This is a genomic window from Kitasatospora sp. NBC_01560 (genome assembly GCF_045208415.1).
Taxonomy (GTDB): Bacteria; Actinomycetota; Actinomycetes; order Streptomycetales; family Streptomycetaceae; genus Kitasatospora.
On the sequence record NZ_CP109364.1, the window covers coordinates 410,016 to 431,075 of the forward strand.

Consider the following 21,060-nt stretch of genomic DNA (forward strand, 5'->3'; position numbering starts at 1 on the left):
CGTGCCACGCGTCGAAGTGGATCTGTGTATCGCCGTCCCGCCGGAGCGCGCCTGGCCGGCGGTGGTGGACGTCGAGCTGTACCCGACGTGCATGGACAGCGTCGAATCGGTCGTGACGCTCGACCGCCCCGACCCGCTGCACCGCACCACGCGGTGGTCCGTCCACCTGGAGGAATCGGTCCTGCGCTGGACCCAACAGGAGGTGATCGACCCCGTGGACCGCAGCTTCGACTTCCACCAGATCAGCGGGGACCTGGAGGAGTTCACCGGGCGCTGGTCGGTGCGGCCGGCCCCCGGCGGGCACAGCACCGTGAGCCTGCACGTCGACTTCGACATCGGCATTCCGCTGCTCGCCGACATGCTCAACCCGATCGCCGCGGACGCCCTGCGGGAGAACGCGGCGCAGATGCTGGCGGCGCTGGAGCGGCGACTGGCACCCGGGGCGCCCGAGCTGACCGACCCGCCCGTGGTGGCCGGCGCCCCCGACCGACGCGCCGCGGCCGGAGCAACGGTCACGAACGCAGTCACGGCCACGAACACGGCCACGGCGGAGGCCGTACGGTGAACGCGCTGCCCACCCCGTTCGCGCCCGCCCGCGCCGAGGTCGCCCACGCCGGGGCCGACGCCGCGGAGGTCTTCGACCGGCTGCGCCGCCACCTGTCGCCGAAGCTGGCGCTGACGGGCAGCTTCGCCGGGCGCGGCGCGGTCGAGACGGCCGCCCTGGGCCCCCGCGTGACGCTCTCGGACGGCCGTACGGCCCTGGACTTCGGCTCCTACGCCGTCACCCTCCTCGGCCACCGCCATCCCGCCGTGGTGGCGGCCGTCCGGCAGCAGTTGGAGACCATGCCCGCCGCAACCCGCTCGCTGGCCAATCCGGTCGCCGCGCAGGCGGCGGCCTGCCTGGCCGGCTACCTGGGCGACCGGCTCCCGAAGGTCTACTTCGGGCTCAACGGCGCCGACGTCGTCGAGGTCGCCGTCAAGCTCGCCCGCCTCGCCACCGGCCGCGACCGGGTGCTCGCGGTGAACGGCGCCTTCCACGGCAAGTCGCTGGGCGCCCTCGCCCTGACCCACAGTCCGCTCTACCGGGCGGGCCTGCGCGGCTGCACCGTCGACGTCGTCCACCTCGACCCGCAGGACGGCGACGCCGTCCGCCGCGAGACCGCTGCCGCACCCGTGGCTGCCCTGGTGTTCGAGCCCGTCCAGGGCGAGAACGGCGCGCTGGTGCTGCCCCCGGACGTGCTGCGCACCTGGTGCGCGGACGCGGCGGCGGCCGGCGCTCTCGTGGTAGCGGACGAGATCCAGTGCGGACTGCGCCGGTGCGGAGAACGCTCGCTCGCACTCGCCGCCGGGCTGCCGGTGGACGCGGTGCTGCTCGGCAAGCCGCTGGGCGGGGGTGTGGTGCCGCTGTCGGCGCTGGTCTGCTCCGAGCGGTTCTACGCCCCGCTGGCGGCAGACCCGTTCCTCCACTCGGCGACCTTCGGCGGCCACCCGCTCAGCTGCGCCGCGCTTCCTGCGGCACTGGAGGCGATCGAGGAGCTCGCCCCGCACGGACGGCGGCTGTCGGCCCTGCTGGACGCGGCACTGGAGCGGTCCGCGGCGCGCTTCCCCCAAGTGGTGCGTGCGGTGCGCGGCACGGGCCTGCTGCGCGGCGTGGACCTCGTGTCCGCCCGGGCCGCCGGCACCGTGCTGGTCGAACTCGCGGCGGCCGGCCTGCTGGTCTCCCCTTGTCTCAGCCGGCCGACCACCGTACGGCTGCTGCCGCCGCTCGTCTGCACCGAGGAGGACCTCGCCCACGGGGTCGAGCTCCTCGACGGCGCCCTCGCGGCGGTCGCCCTCGGCACGGACACCGCCGGTGCGGGTGCCGCACGCGCGGGTACCGCCCCCCGGCACGCCACCGGTGCCCCATGACGACCACGCGCACCGACGGTGCGGAACCCTCCGGAATCCCAGGAGCCCCGGGACACGCAGCACCCTCGGGCCCGCCGGACGCTCCCGGGGGCACGAAAGGAAGGACGGACATGTCCCATCGTGAGGAACTGGCCCTGACGGTCAGGACGACGATCTCCGAGGTGCTCGGCACCGACGCGGACGAGATCCGCGAGCAGACCAGCCTGCTGGCCGACTACGGCATCGACAGCCTGGAGCTGATGGAGATCGGGGCCCGTCTCGAACGCGCGCTGGCTCTGCCCCTGGAGGTGCAGGACCTCACCGCCGCACAGACCGTGGGGCACGCCATCGACCTGCTCGCGGCCCGTACGGCGGGCCGGGCATGACGGCCCGGCACCCTTCGGGCGGGTGGCGGGTGGCCGTCACCGGGATCGGGGTGAAGTCCCCGGCGGGCAACGACATCGAGGAGGTGTTCAGCTCCGTCCTCAAGGCCCGGTCCACGGCCGTGACCGTCCAACGGCTGATCGACGACGGTCTTCCCGTCCACCTCGCATGCCTGGTCCCGCCGTTCGACATGGACGCGTACGTCAGCCGCCGCGAGTCCCGCCAGATCGACCGCGCCGCCCGGCTGCTGCTGTGCGCGGCGGTCGACGCGCTGGACGACGCCCGGCTGCCGGCCGTCCGCCCCGGCAGCGCCGACACCGACCGGGTGAGCGCCGACCGGGTGAGCGCCGACCGGGTGGGCGTGCAGATCGGCACCGGGATCGGCGGCCTGCCGAGCATGGAGCAGGTCACCCTCGAATTCGCCGGGCGCCCCGCGCAGTTGCCGGTCCACACCGTGCCCCGGACGATGGCGAACTCCCCCGCCACCCGGCTGGCCCTCCGCTACGGCTTCCAGGGCGCGTGCAGCACGTACTCCAGCGCGTGCGCGAGCGGCGCCACCGCGCTTGGCGAGGCCGCCCGCAGGATCCGCCACGGCGAGCTGGACGTCGCGGTGGCCGGCGGCGTCGACTCGGCGGTCTCCACGGTCGTGATGGGGTCCTTTGCCCGCATGCGGGCGCTGTCCACCCGCAACACCGCCCCCGAGCTGGCCAGCCGCCCCTTCGACGCCGACCGCGACGGCTTCGTCATGGCGGAGGGTGCGGCCGTCCTGGTCCTGGAACGCTGGGACCTCGCGCAGGCCCGCGGTGCCCACATCCACGGCGAGGTCGCCGGCTACGCCGAAACCTGCGACGCCGCCCACATCGTGGCCCCGCTGGAGGACGGCGCGGCGGCTGCCCGCTGCATGCGGCGGGCGATCTCCGATGCCGGGATCGCGCCTGCGGACATCGGCCACGTCAGCGCCCACGGGACGTCCACGGTGCTCAACGACCGGGCGGAGGCCCGGGCGATCGCACGCTGCTTCGCGGGACTGCGGCCGCCGGTGACGGCGGTCAAGGGTGTCACCGGCCATCTCATCGGCGGCTCCGGCGCCCTGGAGGCCGCAGTGGCCCTGCTCTGCGCCGCGCGCGGCGTGGTGCCGCCGATCGCGAACCTGCGGACGAGCCCCGAGGCGGACCTCGTGGACCTGGTGGTCACGGCACCGCGGACCGTGGCGCCGGCCCCGGTGCTCTCCAACTCCTTCGGCTTCGGCGGCCAGAACGCCTGCCTGGTGCTCGCCCCAGTCGACTGACGTACCGTCAGCTCCTGTCTCTCTTAAGCTCCTTTTCGTTCCCGCCCCCGGAGGACCTCGTGCACATCCTGCTCACCGGCGCGACCGGTGTGGTCGGCAGCGAGCTCGCGCAGCGACTGCAGCCCCTCGGCCCGGTGGACGGCCCCCGCCTCACCCGGGTCGCACGGCGCCCCACCGACGACCGGCTGGTCTGCTGGCGGATCGGCGCCGAACCGCCCCCGGCCACCCTCACCCGGCACTGGGACGTGATCGTGCACGCCGCGGCCACCACCCGCTGGACCTTGGGACGCGCCGAGGCGAACGAGGCCAACATCGCCCCGCTGCGGGCCGTCCTCGCCCTGGCCGACCGGGACACCCACCTGGTCCACCTGTCCACCGCCTACGTCGGCGGGCAACGCAACCCCGCCGACCTGCGCGGCGCGGAGTTCGAGGGCTACCGCAACGGCTACGAATGGTCCAAGGCGGTCTGCGAGGAGGTCGCGCGGCAGGAGCACCCCGGCGCCCTGACCGTGGTGCGGCCCCCGCTGGTCGTCGGGCGCCGTGGCTCCGGCGAGATCGCACGCTTCTCCGGCCCCTACACACTCCTGCAGGCCCTCGTGTCGGGGCTGGCCGCCGTGGTGGTCGGCGACCCCGGCGGCTACGCCGAGATCAGCCCCGTCGACGAGGTCGGGCGCGCCGTCGCCGCCGCCGTGTTCGGCACCCCACCCGCCGCTCCGCGCACCGAGGTGATCGCCGCAGGCCGGGACAGCCTGACCCTGGAGAGGATGCTCGACGTCATCTGCGGGACTCTCAACGAGTGCCGCCGGGCCGCCGGGGTGCCCCCGATCGACCGGCCGCGGATCGTCTCCGGTGACTCCTGGGACCGCTTCTTCCTGCCCCTCGCCGACCGCCACCTCTCCCCGTTCCAGGCCCAGGCCGTCAAGCTGCTCGCGATGTTCCAGAGCTACACCAGCATGACCGAACCCTTCGAACCCACCTGGACCGTCCGGGACCCCGCCCCGGTGATGGCCGACGCCGTCCGCCACTGGGCCGCCCGCAAGCCCCGGCTCGCCCTGGCCCGCCCCGAACAGTGGACCCGGCTGGCCGCCGCCCCGGCCTGAGCAACCGCCGGGGCGGTCGCGTCCGGCGCAGGAAGCGCTACGCCGGCGCTACGCCCGGGGGCGGGGCGGCGGGGCGGGCGCGCAGCCGCTTCCGGTCCGGCCCGCCCCCGAAGGTGCGGGTCCGACGACCGTCACCTTCCAGTTGCCCGCGCGGCTCCGGCGTCGGATTCTGGGCGGGATGCCCGAAGCCCCGCCCCCCAGGTCTCGGCTCACCACAGCCGTGGCACGCGAGCTCCGCCGACCCAGCCGGACGGAGCTGGCCACGGCTGCCCGCATCCTGGTGTGCGCGACCGTCCCCTGGTACCTCTGCATCCTCTGGGGAACCAGCGACGACCCCGTACCCGCCGCGCTGCCCGCCGTCCTGATCCTGCCCAGCGGCCTCGACGCCGCTCCCCGGCTCGCCGTCCAGCGCATGGCCGGCGTCCTGGCGGGCGTGGGGCTGAGTGTGGCCGTCCTGCGGATCGTCCCCCAGACGCCCTACGCACTGCCACTCGTCCTGGCACTCGGCTGGGCCGGGAGCCTCCTGATCCGCCACGACGGTGCGCCCAACAACCAGGTCGTCGTCTCCGCCCTGATGGTCTTCGCCGTCCCCGTCGCCGGCTACCCCGGAGCACGGCTGGTGGAGACCGCGGTCGGCGTGCTCACCGTGTGCCTGCTGGGCCCCCGTCATTGGCGCCCCACCCGGGTACGCCGGGCGTGGGGACGGCGCCGCAGCCGGTAGGGCCGGGAACCACCGGTAGGGCCGGGCACCGCCGGACGGGCCACTGGACGCGGGCCGGGAGAGCCGTCGCGCGCTTCCCCGGCTGGCCGGGCCGACCGGCGCCGGTGCGGGCGTCACCTGTCGGCGGCTGCCTCTGGAGTGCCGGTACCGGCCGCCAGTTCGGGTGGCTCCTCCTGCCCGCGGCCGCCGCAACGCCACCAGCACTTGGAGACGGGTATGCAGCAGTTCGCCGTCACGGACGGTCAGGCCGGTCCGCAGGATCCCCTCCTCGACGGTCTCCGGCAGGACGGCTCCTGGACGTTCACCTGGCGCCACGGGTTCCTCGACGAAGCCCGGTTCGCACCGGCCGCGGACTCCCGGCCCGGCCGCCGGGCGCTGGTCGAGAGGCTCCTGGCCGAGCACCCGCACGCCTCGGCCGCCGACCCCGAACAGTGGGAGGGGGCACACTCGGTCGAGCTCGCCGCCCGCTCGCTCGCCGCCCGGCCGCGCCCCCGGCTGGAGCACCTGCGCTTCGGCTACCGGTTCGAGCACCTCTACGAGGACAGCGCGACGTCGACGGGAGGCCGGATCGACCCCATGGAGTACCACGGCCACGCGCTGGTCCGGACCTCCCCGTGGGACGCGCTGCCGGGCCTGCGCACCCTGGACCTCGAAGGCGCCTTCCTCTTCGACTCCGTCGACCACCAGGGGCTGACCCGCCTCCGGGTCCGTGGCCCCGCGACCTCCGACGGCGCCGTCTTCGACCTCGGACGGACCCCGGGCGTCGTGTCACTCGCCGTGGTGATGGAGTGAGACGTCTTCGGCGCCTGCTGCCCCGTGGAGCAGCTCGACGAACTCACCGCCACCGGGTACCCCGCGCTCCGGCACCTCGATCTCGGTGGCTCCGAGTTCGACGCGACCTCGCTCCAGCTGCTCGCGGCACTGGCGGACAGCCCCGTCCTCCCCCAGCTCGAAACCCTCGCCGTCCCCGGCCTGCGGATCGGGCGGTCCGACTGCGCGGACGGCGAACCGCTGGCCGAACTGGCCCGGCTGGCACCACGGTTCGTCCATCTCGCCCTGACCGTGAACGGCACCGTCGACATCGAGGGCGTCGACCAGCAGGAGGCCGACCGGCTCCTCGGCGGAGCGAGCCCGCGCCCGCAGCACGGTTCAGGAGCTCGGGAGGGCAACTGAGCGGTGGAGGGACGACGGCCGCACGCGAGGCCTACTGCCGGAACCTCGGCGGGACCGCAGAAGGCGAGCATCGAGGGCGTCGAGGACGGTATGCAGGAGGGGAATTACGTGCGGGGCCGACTGGGATGCGGGGCCAGGGCGTTCACCCGAAGCCGCCGGTTCGTCAAGCGGACTCCGTTCCTTCTCAGCCCAGTTGCTCGGCCAGCGCGAGGATGATGCCGCTCGGCCCGCGGAGGTAGCAGAGCAGGTAGCTGTCCTCGAAGCGCGTCACTTCGCCGACGAGTTCGGCGCCGTGCGGCCGGAGGCGGGCGAGGGTGTCCGCGAGGTCGTCGACGGCGAACATGACGCGGTGCAGACCCAGTGTGTTCGCCGGGGCGGTCTCGGGCTCGGGGGTGATCGCCTGCGGGGTGTGGTACTTCGCCAGTTCGAGCCGGCCCGGGGCGTCCGGGATCCGCATCATCGCGATCTCGCTCCGCATCGCCTCCAGCCCGACGACCTTCCCCGCCCAGCTTCCTTCGATCGGCATCCTGCCTTCCAGCTCCATGCCCAGTTCCGTGAAGAAGGCGATGGCGGCGTCGAGGTCGTCGACGACGATGCCGACGTTGTCCATGCGCTGAATCGTCATGCGCCCGAGGATAGGAGCCACGCCCGACACCGTCGGGCCGACCGGCCGTCACTCCTTCTTCCAGTTGCCGGCGCGAGCGGCGACACCGTCACCTTCGCGACGTCACGCCCTGCACCGTCAGGCCCTGTACCGTCAGGCCCTGCACCGTCAGGCCGGTGGAGCCGCCCGCGGGTGGGGGTGCGACGCGGAGACCATGTAGTGCTCGGTTCCGAGGATCCGGCGGCGGACGTCCTCGGGCAGACGGGCCAGGATGCCGGGGAGGGGGCGCTCGCGCTCGGCTTCGCTGCGGTGCGCCGCGATGGCGGCCCACTTCTGCTCCAGCCACGGGCGCACGTCGCAGGTGAGGTCGACCAGGTGGTCCGGGACGCTGAGTGTGGTCTTCCCGACGCGCCGCAGGAGCGGTCCGAGGTCGGCGAGCGCCGAGTGCGGGTGGGTGGCCAGGTGGACGGCGTCGGGCTGCCAGGGATCCCCGGCGTCCGGGTAGAGGTGTTCGAGCCCGGCGGCGGCGACGGCCAGCAGAGTGGCGCGGTGGGTCTGCCGGTGGTCCGGATGGCCGGTGAGCTGGCCGTACGGGTCGTGAGTCAGGACGATGTCGGGCCGCACCGCGCGGATGTGCCCGACGATGCCCCCGACGACCTGGTCGAGGGGCACGTCGCACAGCCGCGGGCGACCGGGCGCGGACTGCGGGAGGCGGTGGTCGGCGTGACCGAGCATCCTCGGCTCGCCCGCGCCCAGGATCCGCAGGGCCTCGGCGAGTTCGGCGGCCCGGTGGGTGTCCGGCGCCCACGTGGCGGTGACCACCGCCGTCCGTGCTCCGGCGGCAGCGGCCGGGGCGGCGCTCGCCGCGGTGGCCGGAGGCTGCCGTGCCGGACGTGGGAGCGAAGGCCGCCTGTCCGGCCGGGCGTGACTGTGCCCACCGGATGGAACAGGGGGTTCCGCTCGCGGAGGTTCCTGCCAGACTGTGCCTCACATGTGCCCAACACCACGGGCCCCGTGCTCAGCGACCATGCCAGGAGGCCGACATGACCGCGCCCCGTACCACCACCGGCACCACCCCCGACACCGGCGACGCCGACAAGACCGGCACACCCGGCGCGCCCGGCGCCGTGCGCATCGCGGTGACCAGTGGTGTCACCGGCGGCGTGATCGGCGCGGTGATGAGCGCGGCCGCCAACTACCTGATAGTCGGCACTCCTGACGGCGAGGCCGCCAACGCCGTCAACCACGCCGTTTCGGGCCTGGTCAGCGGATTCATGTCGGGCTTCGTCGGCCTGATGATGCATCAACGCAAGGCGTCCGCCGCCCGGTAGTCGTAGCACGGGCGCAGGACCACCGAAGGCCGTGGTGACTCCCCCCGGCCGCCGGGCCCGACCGCCACAGCCTTCGCGGCGGGCGACGGACAGGTTCGCGGGCACGGGGCGGCTCGCCGGTACTCCGCCGGCCCCTCACCCCGGCCCCGGGCGTCGCCCTCCGGCCCGCCCCGGCGCCACTCCGTCGAAATCGGAGCGGCCGCCGGCCCGATGTGCGGGCCGGCGGCCGAGGAGAGTGCGCTGCCATCCGGCGGACGCGGCGCCGTGACGGGCGACCGCCTCCGCCGTGAAGGTCAGTGCTGCCAGACCCGCACGTAGTCGACCTGCATGTCGGCCGGGGTCGCCGACGGGCCGCCGCCGGACCAGACGGCGTTGTTCAGGATCAGGTACTGCGGCGAGGAGCTCACGCCCGCGGTGATCTGGCCGACCTGCTTGCCGTCGTAGTAGTACGTCACCGAGCCCGCCTTCCACTCGGCGCCGTAGGTGTGCCAGCCGGTGTAGTTGCCGGTGGCGCAGCCGCCCGGACCGCCCGAGGGCGAGTGGTAGTGGTAGCAGGCCTGGCCGCCCAGACCCTCCATGATGTCCATCTCACCGTCGGCCGGCCAGTTGTGGCCGTCCGCCCAGAACGCCGGCCAGTTGGCGACCTGGGAGCCGTCGGCGGGCAGGTAGATCCGCGCCTCGAAGGCGCCGTAGGTGAACTCCGCCTTGCCGTTGGAGGAGAGCATGCCCGAGCGGTACGGGTAGGTCTTGCCGTTGACGGTGGTCGGCTGCTGGGCGATGTTCAGGTGCAGCGAGCCGCCGCTGACGGTGGACTGCGACGGGGCGTAGGCCGCCAGCTCGATGTCCGGGTTGACCGGCTGGGTGGTGCAGGTCTGGCAGCCGAACCAGTTGGGTGTCCACTTGGCGCTGTCGACGCCGCTGCCGTTGAACTCGTCCGCGAAGACCGGGCGCCAGCTGCCCGCGATGCCCTGCGGGCCGGTGCCGCTGCCGGCGGGCGTGGTGGGCGTGGCGGTGGGCGTGGCCGTCGGCTTGGGCGTGGCCGTTGCCGTTGCCGTGGGCGACGGGGTGGCGGTCGGCGTCGCGGTGGCCGTGGGCGACGGGGTCGCGGTGGGCTTGGGGGTGGTCGTCGGCGACGGGGTCGCGGTGGGCGACGGGGCCACCGTGCCGCCGCTCGACGTGAACGCGCGGACCGGCGTCAGGTTGTGCCAGCCGTCGGAGGCCTGGTAGGCCACGAAGTACGTGTACGAGCCTGCCGGGAAGGTCCGGCTCTGGGGCGTGAAGGTGGTCGCCCGGGTGCCCAGCGTGGTGGCGACGGCGCCGGGGAAGTCGAAGTTCGCGCCACTCGCCGAACGTACGGCGACGGTGAGGCTCTGAAGCTTCAGCCGCTTGCTCGCGTGCACCTTGGCGGTCGCGGTGACGGCCGAGTTCGGTGCGGGCGAGGCGGGCGTGATGGTGAGCGAGTCGACGGTGACCGGACTGGTGGCCGCCTCGGACTGCACCGCCCAGGTCGCGGTGCCGGCGGTCACGGCCGTGGCCGTGAGTCCGGCGACGGCGAGCAGCTTCCAGGTCGCCGGCTTGGTACGGCGGTGTCGAGCGTTGTTGCGCAGGGTTGTCATGCCGTGGGAGCACCTTTCCTACCCCCCTCAAGACCGACGGACTCCGTCCGCGGCAGGGCGGAGGAGAGGCCGTCGAGGGGGGAGCCTGCGCGAACCGGCATGCCGTTCGCAACCTGCACACCGTCAGCCCGCGCCCCCACCGCCGGTCGGCCGGCGGTCCGTACGCAGACAAACCAGCAGGTCAGCCCAGGTGCCGGGACGGCGATCGAGCGCCGTTGTGAGGTGCGGCACAGGTGACCGGGGCCACAGGCTGCGTCCGCTCAGCCGGCCCGCCCGTCCGCTCATCGGGCCGGCCGTTCGTCGGACCGGCCGGGTGAGCGGGCCCGCCGCGCGAGCGGACCGGGGGAAGCCCACCTCGTACGGTCCGGGAAAGCGGTACGGCCCGTCATGGACGACGGGCCGTACCGCACACGTGCTCCTGCCGCTACGGGGTGTCGGGCCCGCCCACCCGGTGCCCGGCGGGCCCGATGCCCAGCCTGGCGCCGGCCTTGGTCAGCGAGCGCAGGGCCACGAGGAGGAACGCGATGTCGTCCAACAGGATCGGGTCGGGCAGAAGGTCCACGGGACTGACCAGGTAGACGATCGACGCCCAGAACAGCACCTTGTTCGACATCGGGATGCCGGAGGCCACCAGCAGCTTCCTCGCCCGGACCAGCTTGACCACCAGAACGGCCGCCACCACCAGACTGGCCGCGACGACTCCCGCGGCCACCCACCAGAACACGCTGCCGTCCACCTGACCACCTCCCGCTCGAACCGGTGCTTCCCCGGGAGTCTGCCCCGTTCTCGGGAGACCGTGCACACCTCCGGACAGACTCAAGCTTCGCATCCACGGCCGGCGAACCACGGGTCCGCGCCCGGCCCCGTACCGAGGGCTTCGCGGGCGGCACGGCGCACGCGGCACGCCTCGGGGATTCCGGCGGGACGGACCGGCTTCACCACGGAGGCCGTGACCCGGGCGGTGGTGGCGAGGTTCACCGGTCATGACGAACATGACGATCCGGTCGGCGCGCGGACGCAGCGCCGAGGCACAGGAGCACGAGCAGAGCCGGCGGGACCAGCCGCGCCTGATGAACGAGGAACTCGCCGTGGCGGCCGACGCCGGGCGGCGGGCCGCCCGCTGGGTGCGGGAGCTCGCCGCCCGGCAGGCGGAGGACGGGCACCGCGCGGTGCTGGAGCGGGCCGCCGCCGCCATCGAACAGGCGAGCGGCCCGGGGATCGTCCCGGGTGGGGCGGGGCAGCTGGACGCGGAGCTGCGCCGCGCCCTGGCCGCCGGCGTCGTCACCGGCAGCCCGCACGGCGTGGAACTCCCGATGCTGAGCGCCTGCGAGCGGGTCGCGCTGGCCGCGGTGTGCGCAGTGGCCGCCGCGATGCCCGGCTCGGTCCTGAGCGACCCCGAGCGCGAGCTGCCCGCCCTCGCCGAGACGATGGAAGCGGCCACCGCCACGGGCCGAACCGGCCGGGCGACGTAGCCGGCCGGGCCCGGCGCCGGGCCTGTCCCGGGCCGGAGCCGGACCGGAATGCGGCGGCGCCGGACAGGAACGCGCCGGACCGTCCGCGCAGGTCGGGGCAACCGCTCCCTAGGCGAGCCCCGAAAGGTCCGCCAGCACCACCGCGACGAGCTCGCGGCGGCTTCGGACACCGAATTTGTCGAAGACGGCAGTCAGGTGCTCCTGCACGGTGTTGGCGGAGATGTGGAGCTCGTCGACCAGCTGGCGGGTCGACCGACCCCGGATGACCAGGGCCGCGACCCGGGTCTGGGCATCGGTGAGTCCGTGGGCGCTGAGCAGGACCGCTCCGAGCTCCGCCGGCCGGGCCGGCTCCACCACCACGCCGATCTGCGGGCCCAGGCGGCTGGTGTGCAGGGCGAGCCACCGGCCCGAGCGCCCTCGGACGCGGACGGTCGAGGGCACCGGGCCGGCGGCGGCCGCGAGCACGCTGACCGGGAGACGGCCCGCATCCTGCCGGTCGCCGTCAGGGAAGTCGGTCAGCCACTGCTCGGCCTCGGGGCTCATGGACACGGTCCTGAGCCCGGAGTCGAGCAGGATGAGACCCACCCCCTCCGGGCCGGCCGCGGCCCCCGGGCGCGGTGCCGCGGTCACCGCCGTGCGCAGACCGGCCGCCAGCACCGGAGCGATGCGCCGGACCAGCGCGATTTCCTCGTCGGTGAAGCCCAGGGAGGAGGCCTCCCGGTGCAGGCAGAGCACTCCCCAGCAGCGGTGTCCGGTGACCAGTGCGGCGCGCAGTTCGTCGCCGAGCCCGAGCGGGGCCATGATCTCCCGGTGGCGGGCGCTGTCCGTCCGGTTGCCCTCGGTGGCCCGGTCCAGCGAGCCGACCGGATCGGCGGCCCGGGCGAGACCGGCGAACTTGTTGACGTCCGCCCGCCCGAACTCGTTGTCGAGGAACTGCGCCGTCGCGGGGCCGAGGGGGTCCTCGGCGGTCGCCGAGGTGAACAGCAGGGTCACCGGATCGACGGTCGCGGAGAAGGCCGCCTCCGCCGGTACCACCCGGCGCAGACGGCTCACGATCTCCGTGCCCAGCGTGGTGGTGTCCAGCCCGCTGCGGCACCGTCGTTCGATGTCGGCGAGCCGGCGTTCCACGGCCGCACCTGCCACGTACCCGAGCCTACGCTCCCCCACTACCCGGGGCCCTGGACGAGCCCGAGCCGGCGCAGCAGGCCCAGCTCGTCGAGCCGGCCCCAGCGCTCGACGATGCGGCCCTCCCTGATCCGGAAGATGTTGATCCCGCGGAGCGTGACGGTGCGGCCGGTGGCCGGCGCGCCGAAGATCTCGCCGAATTGGGTACCGGTGGCACTGAAGTGCTCCACGACCATGTCGTCCTCGGCGACGAGGAAGTCGCACGTGGAATGCCAGTCGGGGAAAGCACCGCGGAACAGGGCGGCGGCCGCGCGCATGCCCTCCCGGCCGCTGTCGGAGCCGACGGGCGGGTCGTGGTCGAGGAAGTCCTCGGCGAGGTACTCGTCGACCGCTGCGAGGTCACCCTCGGTGAACAGCGCGTCGATGAAGGCACGCACGATCTCCCGGTTTTCTGCGATTCGGGTCTTCTCGATGACGTCCATGGCCACAGTCTTCGACACCGCCCGGGCCCCGGGTACCCCAAAAAGCTGGGGTTTCCCGCCCGCTCGCCCGCCCGCTCGCCCGCCCGCTCGCACGCCCGCTCGCGCGCGTGAACCCTGCCCGCTGCGCGACGGCAGCGACGGCAGCGACGGCAGCGACGGCAGGATTCTCCGCCGTTCCGGGGTGTCGAAGTCGGCGGCGGGATCGGATCATCGACCGCCTCGGGCCGATCCGCGCCCTCCGGCCGCCTAGGCTGACGCGGTGACTGATGAGCAGGAGTGGGCGCAGCCGTCGGGAGTGTGGGCCACGGCGGTGGGGGTGGCCAGGGTACGAGCGCTGGAGACCGAGCGGGAGAACGCGCTGTTCCGCGACCCGCTGGCACAGGCCTTCGCCACCGCCGGCGGCCTGTGGCCGTCCTCGCCGCCGCTGCCCGACGACGAGGCCGCGCGACGCCGTCGGACGGCCGTGTCGTTCTCCATCGTCATCCGGACGAAATTCCTCGACGACCTGTTGCAGCAGGCCACCGCGTCCGGGGTCCGGCAGGTCGTGCTGCTCGGCGCCGGCATGGACAGCCGGGCCTTCCGGACGGACTGGCCCGAGGGCACCCGGCTGTTCGAGGTCGACACCGCCGCACCACTGGACTTCAAGGCTTCGGTGCTGCGCCGGGAACGGGCCGTCGCTCGCTGCGAGCGGATCACCGTCGCGGTGGATCTGCGGGAGGACTGGCCGGGCGCGCTGGCTGCCGCAGGGCACGACCCGGCCGCACCGACCGCGTGGATCGCCGAAGGGCTGCTGATCTATCTGCCCGAGGACGCGGTGGAGCACCTGCTGGCGCGGATCGGCGCGCAGTCGGCGGCAGGCAGTCGGTTGGGGCTGACCTCGGGCTCGCGCGGCGTGATCCAGCGCTTCGGCGCGGACGCCGCGCCGGGATCGGCGGCGTCCATGTGGGTCTCGGAGATGCCCGACGACCCGGTGGGCTGGCTGGCCGGGCACGGCTGGGACGCCGACAGCCACACCCTGCGCGAGTGCGCTGCCGCCTACGGCCGCCCGATCGGCAGCCCGCCGCAACGCGAGGAGCGGCCCGGCGGACTGATCTCGGCGGTCCGCCGGTAGCCGGTAGGGCTCCACCGGTTCCCTCGGTGATCGATCCCCGGTGGGCCCGAGGAGGAGCCTTCGGCCGGACCGCTCTCCGCCAGCGCAGGAAGGGCCCCGCTCTGACTGATGCTGCGTCAATTGCCGTGCCACAGGCCAAATACCGATCAGGACCCCGGTGCGGCCTGGAAGCCCGACGGAACGAACGCGGCGCCGATCACGGCCGGCGGCACCGCCACGGCCGGGGACTTGAAGCACCGTCGGCCGGAAATTCCCGCGCGCACGTGCGGTTCGTCCACCAGAATGCCCGCATGAGGGCGGACAGCGCGGCGGAAGTGATCACGAAGGCGCTGGCGGCCCTGCGCGCCGCCACCGCCCCGGACAGCGCGGACGACGCGGACGACCACGAAGCCTGGAGCGTGTACGCACCACTGCTGTGGCAGGCGGCCGCCGACGGGACGGCGGCGCTGCCGCTCGGTCTGGAGCTGATCGGTTCGCCCGATCCGATCGAGCGCAGGGCAGGCTGTGACCTGCTGTGCGACCTCAGCACTCGGCACGAGGCAGCCCGCGCCGGGACGGCCACCGCCCTGGTCGCCCTCGCACAGCGGGAGACCGAGGACCGCGTGCCGCGGTCCCTGGCGCGCGCGATCGAGAAGACGTACGACCCGCGCGCCGTCCCCGTCCTCGTCACCCTCGCCGGGCATCCCGACGCCGAGGTCCGCGAGCAGGTGGCCCGCTCGTTCGCGGAGGTCATCACCGGTCGGCCGGACGGACCGGACATCCGCGCCCTCATCACGCTGAGCCGGGACCAGGACCCGCACGTCCGCGACTGGGCGACGTTCACCCTCGGCGTCCAGGCCGAGGTGGACAGCCCCGCGATCCGTGCCGCGCTCTGGGAACGGACGGCCGACGAGCACACCGAGACCCGTACGGAGGCGATCCGCGGACTGGCCTGCCGGCACGACCCCCGCGCCGTCCCGCTCCTGGCCGAACTCCTCGGCAACCCCGAGGGCTCCCACCTCCTCACGTTCAGCGCGGCGCAGATCACGAGTTCCCCTGAACCGCTGCCTGCCCTCCTGGAGTACGAGCCCGGCGAGGACTGGGTCACCGACGCCGCCAACGCCTGCAACCCGACACGGCGGGCCCGCCTGGACGCCTGGGCCTGGGAACTCGTCTCCACCCTCCACCGGCTCCGCCCCGACCTGGACGCCGCCGTCTCGATGGATCGCTTCGGCTGGGGCCGCACCCTCGGCGTCCACGCCGCCTTCGGGTCATCGGGCTACGACATCGAGGCACTGCTCGCCCGCGCGGACGGCAACCCCGCACGCGCCGCCGACCTCGTCGCCACCGACCTGCCGAGCACCCCACCCCACTCCCCACCCGACCCTCGGCCCCGGTGACCACACGCGACCGCTGACGGGGTGACCGGCGCGCATCACCGTTCCCCAGGAGGCCCGAGGCCCCCGCTCCGAACCTGCGGGCGCCCTCGATGGGAGGGCGCCCGCAGGGCGGCTCGGACGATCCGGAACGCTTCCGTCCCAGAGGGTTGGGATGTCCATGACTCAGGGCGCCAGGCTCTCCACGACCGGGGCAGGACGGGCGCCGCCGCCGTGGTCGCCGAGATGCGGAAGGGCGACCAGAACAAGCGCGAACGTCCGCCCGCCTCGCTACGGGAGGAAGACCGTACTCGGCTTCTGCTTCAGGCTGTGCAGGCAGAGGGTGTACTTGTCGCTGCCCCGCCTGTAGGTGAAGTAGCCGTCGGCGTCGGGGAAGGAGTTGCGGCACACGGTCTCGCCGTCGTCGGTGTTCTCCTTGCGGCCCACGACGCGGGCCTCGGCCCTCGGGTCGGAACACGGGACCACTGTGACGTCGGGGTTGCTGTCGATGGCGCCGGACACGACGATCGGGTTGCTGTTGTGGATGCAGTCGCCGGCCTTGGCGAACTCGGGGTCGCCCTTCTCCACCAGGACGATCAGCGAGACCAGGACCACCGGGATGAGCACACCGAGGATCGTGGGCCGCAGGTACACCGGCCTGCCGGGGTTCATCGGCGCGCGGGGCGCTCCGGGCAGCGGCTCCGGCAGCTTGTTGATCTTCAGGCGCTGCGGGACGTTGATCAGCATGACGATGGGGTTGACGATCATCGAGGGGATGCCCCACCAGCCCTGCCAGAGGCTGTCGGACGTCATCTCGCGGTGCGTGGCGATGCCACAGCTGCGGCAGTACGGGCCCCGGCGCTTCAGGTACTTCAGGATCACGATGAGGCCGAGATGCCCGCGGAAGGTCGCGTCCACGGCCGGGACGGAGCCGCAGTACTGGCAGCCGAGCCGCCCCTCGCCGTAGACCGGCCGGTCCGGAGCCGCGACAGCGGCGGGCTCGGTGGACGCGGTGGACGCGGTGGGTCCGGCGCCGTGGGGCAGCTCGGTGGACTGAGTGGAAATGGTGGATCCCCCGTGACGATCAAGAGTCTGTGCCTGCGCAATCTATCGCCGCTCGAACGTCAGGACGATTGATTTGGGCCTCGACCAGCAGAAGGTCGCCGAACCGTGATCACAGATCACTCGACCGGTTCCGGAACCCCCGGGTGCGGGGACCGGGACGCGCGACCACTCCGTCGCCGGTCGCTCCGGTCGACGAGCTGAACCTCCGACAAGGAGGGAACGGTCGGGAGCCCAGGCTCAGTTACCGCGCGGCTGGACCATCTTGCGGCCCGCGGTGCTGCCGCCGTCGACGGCGACCGACGCACCCGTCATGTACGGGAAGTCGTCGGACGCCAGCCCGAGCACGGCACGCGCGATCTCCTCGGCGTCGGCCATCCGTTCGAGGCCGTCGACGTTGAGCGGCCCCCAGGCCTGCTTGTACGTGGCCCAGTCCGCGTCCGGGATGCCCGGCGGGCGGACGAAGGCGGTGTCGGTGGTGCCCGGCAGCAGGGCGTTCAGCCGGATCCCCTGGGGGCCGTACGCGAGCGCCGCAGCCTTCACGATGCCCTGCACCGCCCGCTTGCTCGCGGTGTAGGCGGCACTGTTCGGCCGCGCCTGCTCGGCAGCCGACGACGAGGTACAGATGATGACGCCGCGCTGCGCCCCGAGCATGTACGGGATCTCGTACTTGATCGCGAGGAACACGCCCCGGGCGTTGGTGGCCTGGACGTCGTCCCACTCCTCGACGCTCATCTCGTGGGGCAGCTTCCCGCCGCCGATGCCGGCGTTGTTGAAGGCCACGTCGATGCCGCCGTAACGACTCGCGACCCGGTCCACGAAGCTCTGCACCTGGGCGGCCACCCGGACGTCGGCCTGGATGTACGTGGCCTCGCCGCCCGCGTCCCGGATCTCCCGTTCCACCTGGCGCCCCAGGTCGGCCCGCCTGCCGCAGAATCCGACGTGGGCACCCTCCGCGGCGAACGCCTTCGCCGCGGCCCTGCCGATCCCCGAGGTGGCACCGGTGACGAGCACCGACTTCCCCTGGAAGCGGCCGGCCCTGCTCCGGGACTTGGACTCGGCACCGCCCAGTGCGTGGGCAGTGCCGCCGAACGCCGCGCCCGCCAGGCCCAGGGCGGCAGCACCCCCGAGGAGGGCCCGCCGCCCCGTGACCGCGGGGTTCGCGTTCGTGTGGCTGCTCGTGTTCGTCTCCGCATTCGTCTTCATGACGAGCACACTCGCAGCCCGTCCCGGGCGCACGGCTCCGTCCTCCGGCCGGATCTCGCGGCCGGTAGGAGGAGCCGCCCTCCTCCCGCAGCAGGAGCACGGGAGCACGCGCGTGGACCGGTCAGGGACCGCCGGCCGATGTCAGCGGAAGGCGGCGACGTTGCGGGCGGCCCAGTCGGCGAAGGGCCGCGCGGCGCGGCCCAGGACCTGCTGGACGTCCGGGCTGACGCGCAGCTCGGCCGGGTTCGGGGAGCCGAGGATGTCCAGGGTGTCCTCGGCGAGCTCCACCGGCATGCTCCGGGCCATGGCGGCCCCGGCCTCCTCGCGGGTGAGGTCGTGGAACCGCACCGGTGCGCCCAGTGCGGCGCCGATGGCCTCCGCCTGCCGGCGCGGCGTGATCACCGCCGGGCCGGTCAGCTCGTACACAGCGCCGCTGTGCCGGTCGTCCGACAGGCAGGCCGCCGCCACCTCGGCGATGTCCGCCGGGTCGACGACCGGCACCCCGACGTCGCCGAACGGGGCGGCGACGACGCGCTGTTCGCGGACGGACTCGGCCCACCACAGGGCGTTGGAGGCGAAGCCGCCCGGCCGCAGGATGCTCCAGTCGAGGCCGGAGCCGCGCAGCACGTCCTCCACCGCGCGCACGGCGATCCGCGTCGGGCCGAAGGGCCTGGTCGCCACGCCCTGCGACGACATCAGGACGACCCGGCGCACCCCGCTGGCCACGGCTCGGCCGATGATGCCGGCTGGGCCGGCGCCGGCGGCGTGCATGTCGCCGGACAGCAGCAGGAAGAGCGCCTCCGCGCCGGCCAGCACGGGTTCGAGGCCGGCCGGATCGGTCAGGTCGGCCACCACGTGGTGGACACCGTCCGGCACTGCCGCCGCGTGCCGCGACACCGCCGTCACGGGCCGGCCCGCCTCGGCCAGCGCCTGCGTCAGCGGTCGGCCCACGTTCCCGGTGGCCCCGGTCACCACGATCATGATCTGCTCCTTGTTCGAGGTCTCTGTGGCCGTCACGCTAGGAGCCGAGGCTTTCTCCTGGTAAGGACGTACCTTGACGTAAGCTCAGGTCATGGTGGTAGGTGCGCAGGACAGGCAGGCCGAGGCCGGGCCGCGGTATGAGGTGTTTCACACCGACTGCGCCGCACGCGACGTGGTCGACCACGTGACCAGCAGGTGGGGCATCTGGGTGCTGATCGCCTTGCGGGGCAACGACCTCCGGTTCTTCGAGCTGCGCGAGAGCATCCGGGGCATCAGCGAGAAGATGCTCGCCCAGAGCCTGCGCGCACTCGTCCAGGACGGCCTGGTCTGGCGGAAGGTCGAGCCGACGACGCCGCCCCAGGTCACCTACGGGCTGACCGAGTTCGGCCGGGACCTCGGCGAGCCGCTGGAGGACCTCTTCGACCGGATCACCCGACGGCTGCCGCCGCCCGGCGCGGGATAGCCCCGTGCCGTAGGGGCGGCCGTTCGGCTGGGATCATGCACGCATGCCCGAGGAATCGCACCTGTCAACCCGCCTGTGGCCGCTCGCGCCGACCAGTACGACCGACTGGTTGCTGGAGCTGTGCGGCGACGGCGTGACCGGGTTCATGCCACCGCCGATGCCCGATGCCGTCTGGGTGCTCAACGCCATGTACGAGCACGAGCGAGGACCGGCCGAGGTGACGTACCACGAGTACCGCCGGGCGCGTCTGGCGGACGGAAGCATCCAGCCCCACTCCTTCGCGGGCATCGACCTTGAGGTGGGTGTCGCCACCGGAGGCGGCCTGGGCCGTGCCGAGCACCCCGGCCGCGGCTGGCGGCGGCTGCGCTGGGCAGAACTCGCCCGGCGGACGGGAGACCCGGTCGTCCCGGACGGGCTGCTGCCTTCCCGTCACTGCTTTCCCTCGGCCACGAAGGACGGCAGCTGGCCGCTCGGCATGGTCCCGCCCACCGAAGGGAGCCTGGACCGTGAGACCTGGAACCGGCTGATCACCGTCCTCACCGAGCACAGCCCCGCAGGCCCGGACACCGCCTGTCTCGCCTACTACAACCCCCTGATGCTCAGGGGCACCGACTTCGACAACCTCCACGTGCAGGCCGGTCGCCTCGGTGACGCCGGGATCCTCTACGACAACCCCGCGGCCGATTTCAGCCCCTCCAACCTCTGGGCGCACGACCGCTCATGGGTCCTGTTCACCGACTACGACCTCTGGGCCACCAAGGTCGCCGGGCCGCCGGCCCTCGTCGAAGCGCTGCTCAACGACCCGGAGATCGAGACGGTACGACTGCCCTGGGCGCCCTGACCGCCGGTACCTGCACCTGCTCCTGCACCTCGCTGTCGTCGAGGGCACCGGGGCGCCGGCCGCGGCGACGGAGTACGAGGGCACGGTCCACCACCTGTCCGGCTCCGACGCCGGACACGCCCGCTACTCGGCGCAGCCACCGCCCCGGCTGCGCTCCCGACCGGGCTGAGCCCCGGCCGCGGCCCCCAGTCGCCACGCCTCGATGTCGCGGTAGTGGATCGGACCGGGGCCGCGGCCGATGTTGCTGCCCACCAGGTGGAGATGCCCGGCCTGCCACCGCCGGCCCACGAACCCGGTGAGCCCGGCCGCGGCCTGCGGCACACTGGCGGCGTCGCCGCGACGGGCCCGGGCCAGCGTCAGATGAGGACGCAGCGGGCGGTCGACGAAGTCGGTCCCGCAGGACTTGACCAGTTCCCGGACGTCGGCGGCGAGCAGGTGCAGCCCCTCCAGGTCACCGTCGATGCCGCTCCAGAGCAGCCGCCCGTCGAAGTGGCCGCCCCCGCGCAGGCCCAGTTGCAGGGCGGGCTGCGACGCGGCCCGGCCGGCCAGCACGGAGCGCAGCAACGGCACCGCCGTGGAGGGAATTTCGCCGAGAAAGGCCAGGGTGATGTGCCAGTCCTCGATCCGGTTCCACCGCAGCAGCGGGTACCCGGCGTAGGCGGGCTGCAGGGCCCGGGCCAGCTCGTCCTTGGCATCGTCGGGCGGGGCCAGCGCCACGAAGACACGCAGGGTCGAAGGCTCGCAGTGATCGTTCACCAGGGATTTCTAGCACCCCGCCGCGACGACCGCCGACGCCACCCACCCGGAACCGGCCCGCACCCCCACCCGCCCGAACGCGCCCACCGTCCTGGTGGCCGA

Annotated in this window: 24 protein-coding genes; 14 read left to right on the forward strand and 10 right to left on the reverse strand. The window is 73.6% G+C overall.

What is annotated here, in order from left to right:
- Nucleotides 1-16: 16 nt before the first annotated feature.
- From OH807_RS01640 to OH807_RS01675, 8 genes are all read left to right on the forward strand, one after another.
- Nucleotides 17-565 (forward strand): type II toxin-antitoxin system RatA family toxin, encoded by a 549-nt coding sequence (locus tag OH807_RS01640; RefSeq protein ID WP_406192829.1) that lies wholly within the window; start codon nucleotides 17-19, stop codon nucleotides 563-565.
- Nucleotides 562-1,908: an aspartate aminotransferase family protein gene (locus OH807_RS01645; protein WP_406192832.1), complete on the forward strand. Its 1,347-nt coding sequence runs from the start codon at nucleotides 562-564 to the stop codon at nucleotides 1,906-1,908. Before OH807_RS01640 ends, OH807_RS01645 begins: the two co-directional genes overlap by 4 nt.
- Before the next feature lie 110 nt (nucleotides 1,909-2,018).
- Entirely contained in the window at nucleotides 2,019-2,273 is a 255-nt protein-coding gene (locus OH807_RS01650; RefSeq protein WP_406192835.1) for an acyl carrier protein, read from the forward strand.
- On the forward strand, nucleotides 2,270-3,559 hold the full coding sequence (locus tag OH807_RS01655; protein ID WP_406192838.1) for a beta-ketoacyl-[acyl-carrier-protein] synthase family protein: 1,290 nt from the start codon (nucleotides 2,270-2,272) through the stop codon (nucleotides 3,557-3,559). Before OH807_RS01650 ends, OH807_RS01655 begins: the two co-directional genes overlap by 4 nt.
- 59 nt (nucleotides 3,560-3,618) lie before the next feature.
- Nucleotides 3,619-4,659, forward strand: coding sequence for an SDR family oxidoreductase (locus OH807_RS01660; protein WP_406192841.1), 1,041 nt, complete (start codon nucleotides 3,619-3,621; stop codon nucleotides 4,657-4,659).
- Nucleotides 4,660-4,879: 220 nt separating this feature from the next.
- The gene (locus OH807_RS01665; RefSeq protein WP_406192844.1) at nucleotides 4,880-5,380 is read left to right on the forward strand and encodes an FUSC family protein; all 501 of its coding nucleotides are present in this window, start codon (nucleotides 4,880-4,882) and stop codon (nucleotides 5,378-5,380) included.
- A gap of 216 nt (nucleotides 5,381-5,596) precedes the next feature.
- Complete coding sequence (locus tag OH807_RS01670; RefSeq protein WP_406192847.1) at nucleotides 5,597-6,172, forward strand: hypothetical protein; 576 nt, start codon at nucleotides 5,597-5,599, stop codon at nucleotides 6,170-6,172.
- Nucleotides 6,173-6,196: 24 nt separating this feature from the next.
- Entirely contained in the window at nucleotides 6,197-6,553 is a 357-nt protein-coding gene (locus OH807_RS01675; protein ID WP_406192850.1) for a hypothetical protein, read from the forward strand.
- A gap of 184 nt (nucleotides 6,554-6,737) precedes the next feature.
- Here the strand turns inward: OH807_RS01675 and OH807_RS01680 are convergent, their stop codons facing one another.
- Together OH807_RS01680 and OH807_RS01685 are read right to left on the reverse strand one after the other, a co-directional pair.
- The gene (locus OH807_RS01680; RefSeq protein ID WP_406192853.1) at nucleotides 6,738-7,178 is read right to left on the reverse strand and encodes a VOC family protein; all 441 of its coding nucleotides are present in this window, start codon (nucleotides 7,176-7,178) and stop codon (nucleotides 6,738-6,740) included.
- A 147-nt stretch (nucleotides 7,179-7,325) separates the two neighbouring features.
- Nucleotides 7,326-7,979: a PIG-L deacetylase family protein gene (locus OH807_RS01685; protein ID WP_406192856.1), complete on the reverse strand. Its 654-nt coding sequence runs from the start codon at nucleotides 7,977-7,979 to the stop codon at nucleotides 7,326-7,328.
- A 221-nt stretch (nucleotides 7,980-8,200) separates the two neighbouring features.
- Between OH807_RS01685 and OH807_RS01690 the strand changes: the two genes are divergently transcribed.
- Nucleotides 8,201-8,488, forward strand: coding sequence for a hypothetical protein (locus OH807_RS01690; RefSeq protein WP_406192859.1), 288 nt, complete (start codon nucleotides 8,201-8,203; stop codon nucleotides 8,486-8,488).
- Nucleotides 8,489-8,781: 293 nt separating this feature from the next.
- Here the strand turns inward: OH807_RS01690 and OH807_RS01695 are convergent, their stop codons facing one another.
- Complete coding sequence (locus OH807_RS01695; protein ID WP_406192862.1) at nucleotides 8,782-10,104, reverse strand: family 16 glycosylhydrolase; 1,323 nt, start codon at nucleotides 10,102-10,104, stop codon at nucleotides 8,782-8,784.
- A gap of 424 nt (nucleotides 10,105-10,528) precedes the next feature.
- Complete coding sequence (locus OH807_RS01700; protein ID WP_406192865.1) at nucleotides 10,529-10,840, reverse strand: hypothetical protein; 312 nt, start codon at nucleotides 10,838-10,840, stop codon at nucleotides 10,529-10,531.
- A 247-nt stretch (nucleotides 10,841-11,087) separates the two neighbouring features.
- On the opposite strand from OH807_RS01700, the gene OH807_RS01705 reads away from it, so the two are divergent.
- Nucleotides 11,088-11,576 carry a hypothetical protein gene (locus OH807_RS01705; protein ID WP_406192868.1) on the forward strand — a complete coding sequence of 163 codons (489 nt, stop codon included), beginning with the start codon at nucleotides 11,088-11,090 and terminating at the stop codon, nucleotides 11,574-11,576.
- Nucleotides 11,577-11,684: 108 nt separating this feature from the next.
- Here the strand turns inward: OH807_RS01705 and OH807_RS01710 are convergent, their stop codons facing one another.
- Nucleotides 11,685-12,719, reverse strand: coding sequence for a LuxR C-terminal-related transcriptional regulator (locus OH807_RS01710; RefSeq protein WP_406192871.1), 1,035 nt, complete (start codon nucleotides 12,717-12,719; stop codon nucleotides 11,685-11,687).
- A 23-nt stretch (nucleotides 12,720-12,742) separates the two neighbouring features.
- Nucleotides 12,743-13,183, reverse strand: coding sequence for an ester cyclase (locus OH807_RS01715; RefSeq protein ID WP_406192874.1), 441 nt, complete (start codon nucleotides 13,181-13,183; stop codon nucleotides 12,743-12,745).
- Nucleotides 13,184-13,442: 259 nt separating this feature from the next.
- On the opposite strand from OH807_RS01715, the gene OH807_RS01720 reads away from it, so the two are divergent.
- Both OH807_RS01720 and OH807_RS01725 read left to right on the forward strand, forming a co-directional pair.
- Nucleotides 13,443-14,294, forward strand: coding sequence for a class I SAM-dependent methyltransferase (locus OH807_RS01720; protein WP_406192877.1), 852 nt, complete (start codon nucleotides 13,443-13,445; stop codon nucleotides 14,292-14,294).
- Between the two features lie 290 nt (nucleotides 14,295-14,584).
- Nucleotides 14,585-15,673: a HEAT repeat domain-containing protein gene (locus tag OH807_RS01725; RefSeq protein WP_406192880.1), complete on the forward strand. Its 1,089-nt coding sequence runs from the start codon at nucleotides 14,585-14,587 to the stop codon at nucleotides 15,671-15,673.
- Nucleotides 15,674-15,940: 267 nt separating this feature from the next.
- Here OH807_RS01725 and OH807_RS01730 read toward each other — a convergent pair whose 3' ends face one another.
- From OH807_RS01730 to OH807_RS01740, 3 genes are all read right to left on the reverse strand, one after another.
- Complete coding sequence (locus OH807_RS01730) at nucleotides 15,941-16,567, reverse strand: hypothetical protein (protein ID WP_406192883.1); 627 nt, start codon at nucleotides 16,565-16,567, stop codon at nucleotides 15,941-15,943.
- A gap of 384 nt (nucleotides 16,568-16,951) precedes the next feature.
- The gene (locus OH807_RS01735; RefSeq protein WP_406192886.1) at nucleotides 16,952-17,917 is read right to left on the reverse strand and encodes an SDR family NAD(P)-dependent oxidoreductase; all 966 of its coding nucleotides are present in this window, start codon (nucleotides 17,915-17,917) and stop codon (nucleotides 16,952-16,954) included.
- Nucleotides 17,918-18,058: 141 nt separating this feature from the next.
- Nucleotides 18,059-18,898, reverse strand: a complete 840-nt coding sequence (locus OH807_RS01740) for an SDR family oxidoreductase (RefSeq protein WP_406210628.1) — start codon at nucleotides 18,896-18,898, stop codon at nucleotides 18,059-18,061.
- Between the two features lie 91 nt (nucleotides 18,899-18,989).
- On the opposite strand from OH807_RS01740, the gene OH807_RS01745 reads away from it, so the two are divergent.
- Both OH807_RS01745 and OH807_RS01750 read left to right on the forward strand, forming a co-directional pair.
- Nucleotides 18,990-19,361 carry a winged helix-turn-helix transcriptional regulator gene (locus tag OH807_RS01745; RefSeq protein ID WP_406192889.1) on the forward strand — a complete coding sequence of 124 codons (372 nt, stop codon included), beginning with the start codon at nucleotides 18,990-18,992 and terminating at the stop codon, nucleotides 19,359-19,361.
- Between the two features lie 43 nt (nucleotides 19,362-19,404).
- Nucleotides 19,405-20,202, forward strand: a complete 798-nt coding sequence (locus OH807_RS01750) for a hypothetical protein (RefSeq protein WP_406192892.1) — start codon at nucleotides 19,405-19,407, stop codon at nucleotides 20,200-20,202.
- 123 nt (nucleotides 20,203-20,325) lie between these two features.
- Here the strand turns inward: OH807_RS01750 and thpR are convergent, their stop codons facing one another.
- The gene (gene thpR / locus OH807_RS01755; protein WP_406192895.1) at nucleotides 20,326-20,958 is read right to left on the reverse strand and encodes an RNA 2',3'-cyclic phosphodiesterase; all 633 of its coding nucleotides are present in this window, start codon (nucleotides 20,956-20,958) and stop codon (nucleotides 20,326-20,328) included.
- Nucleotides 20,959-21,060: the final 102 nt, after the last annotated feature.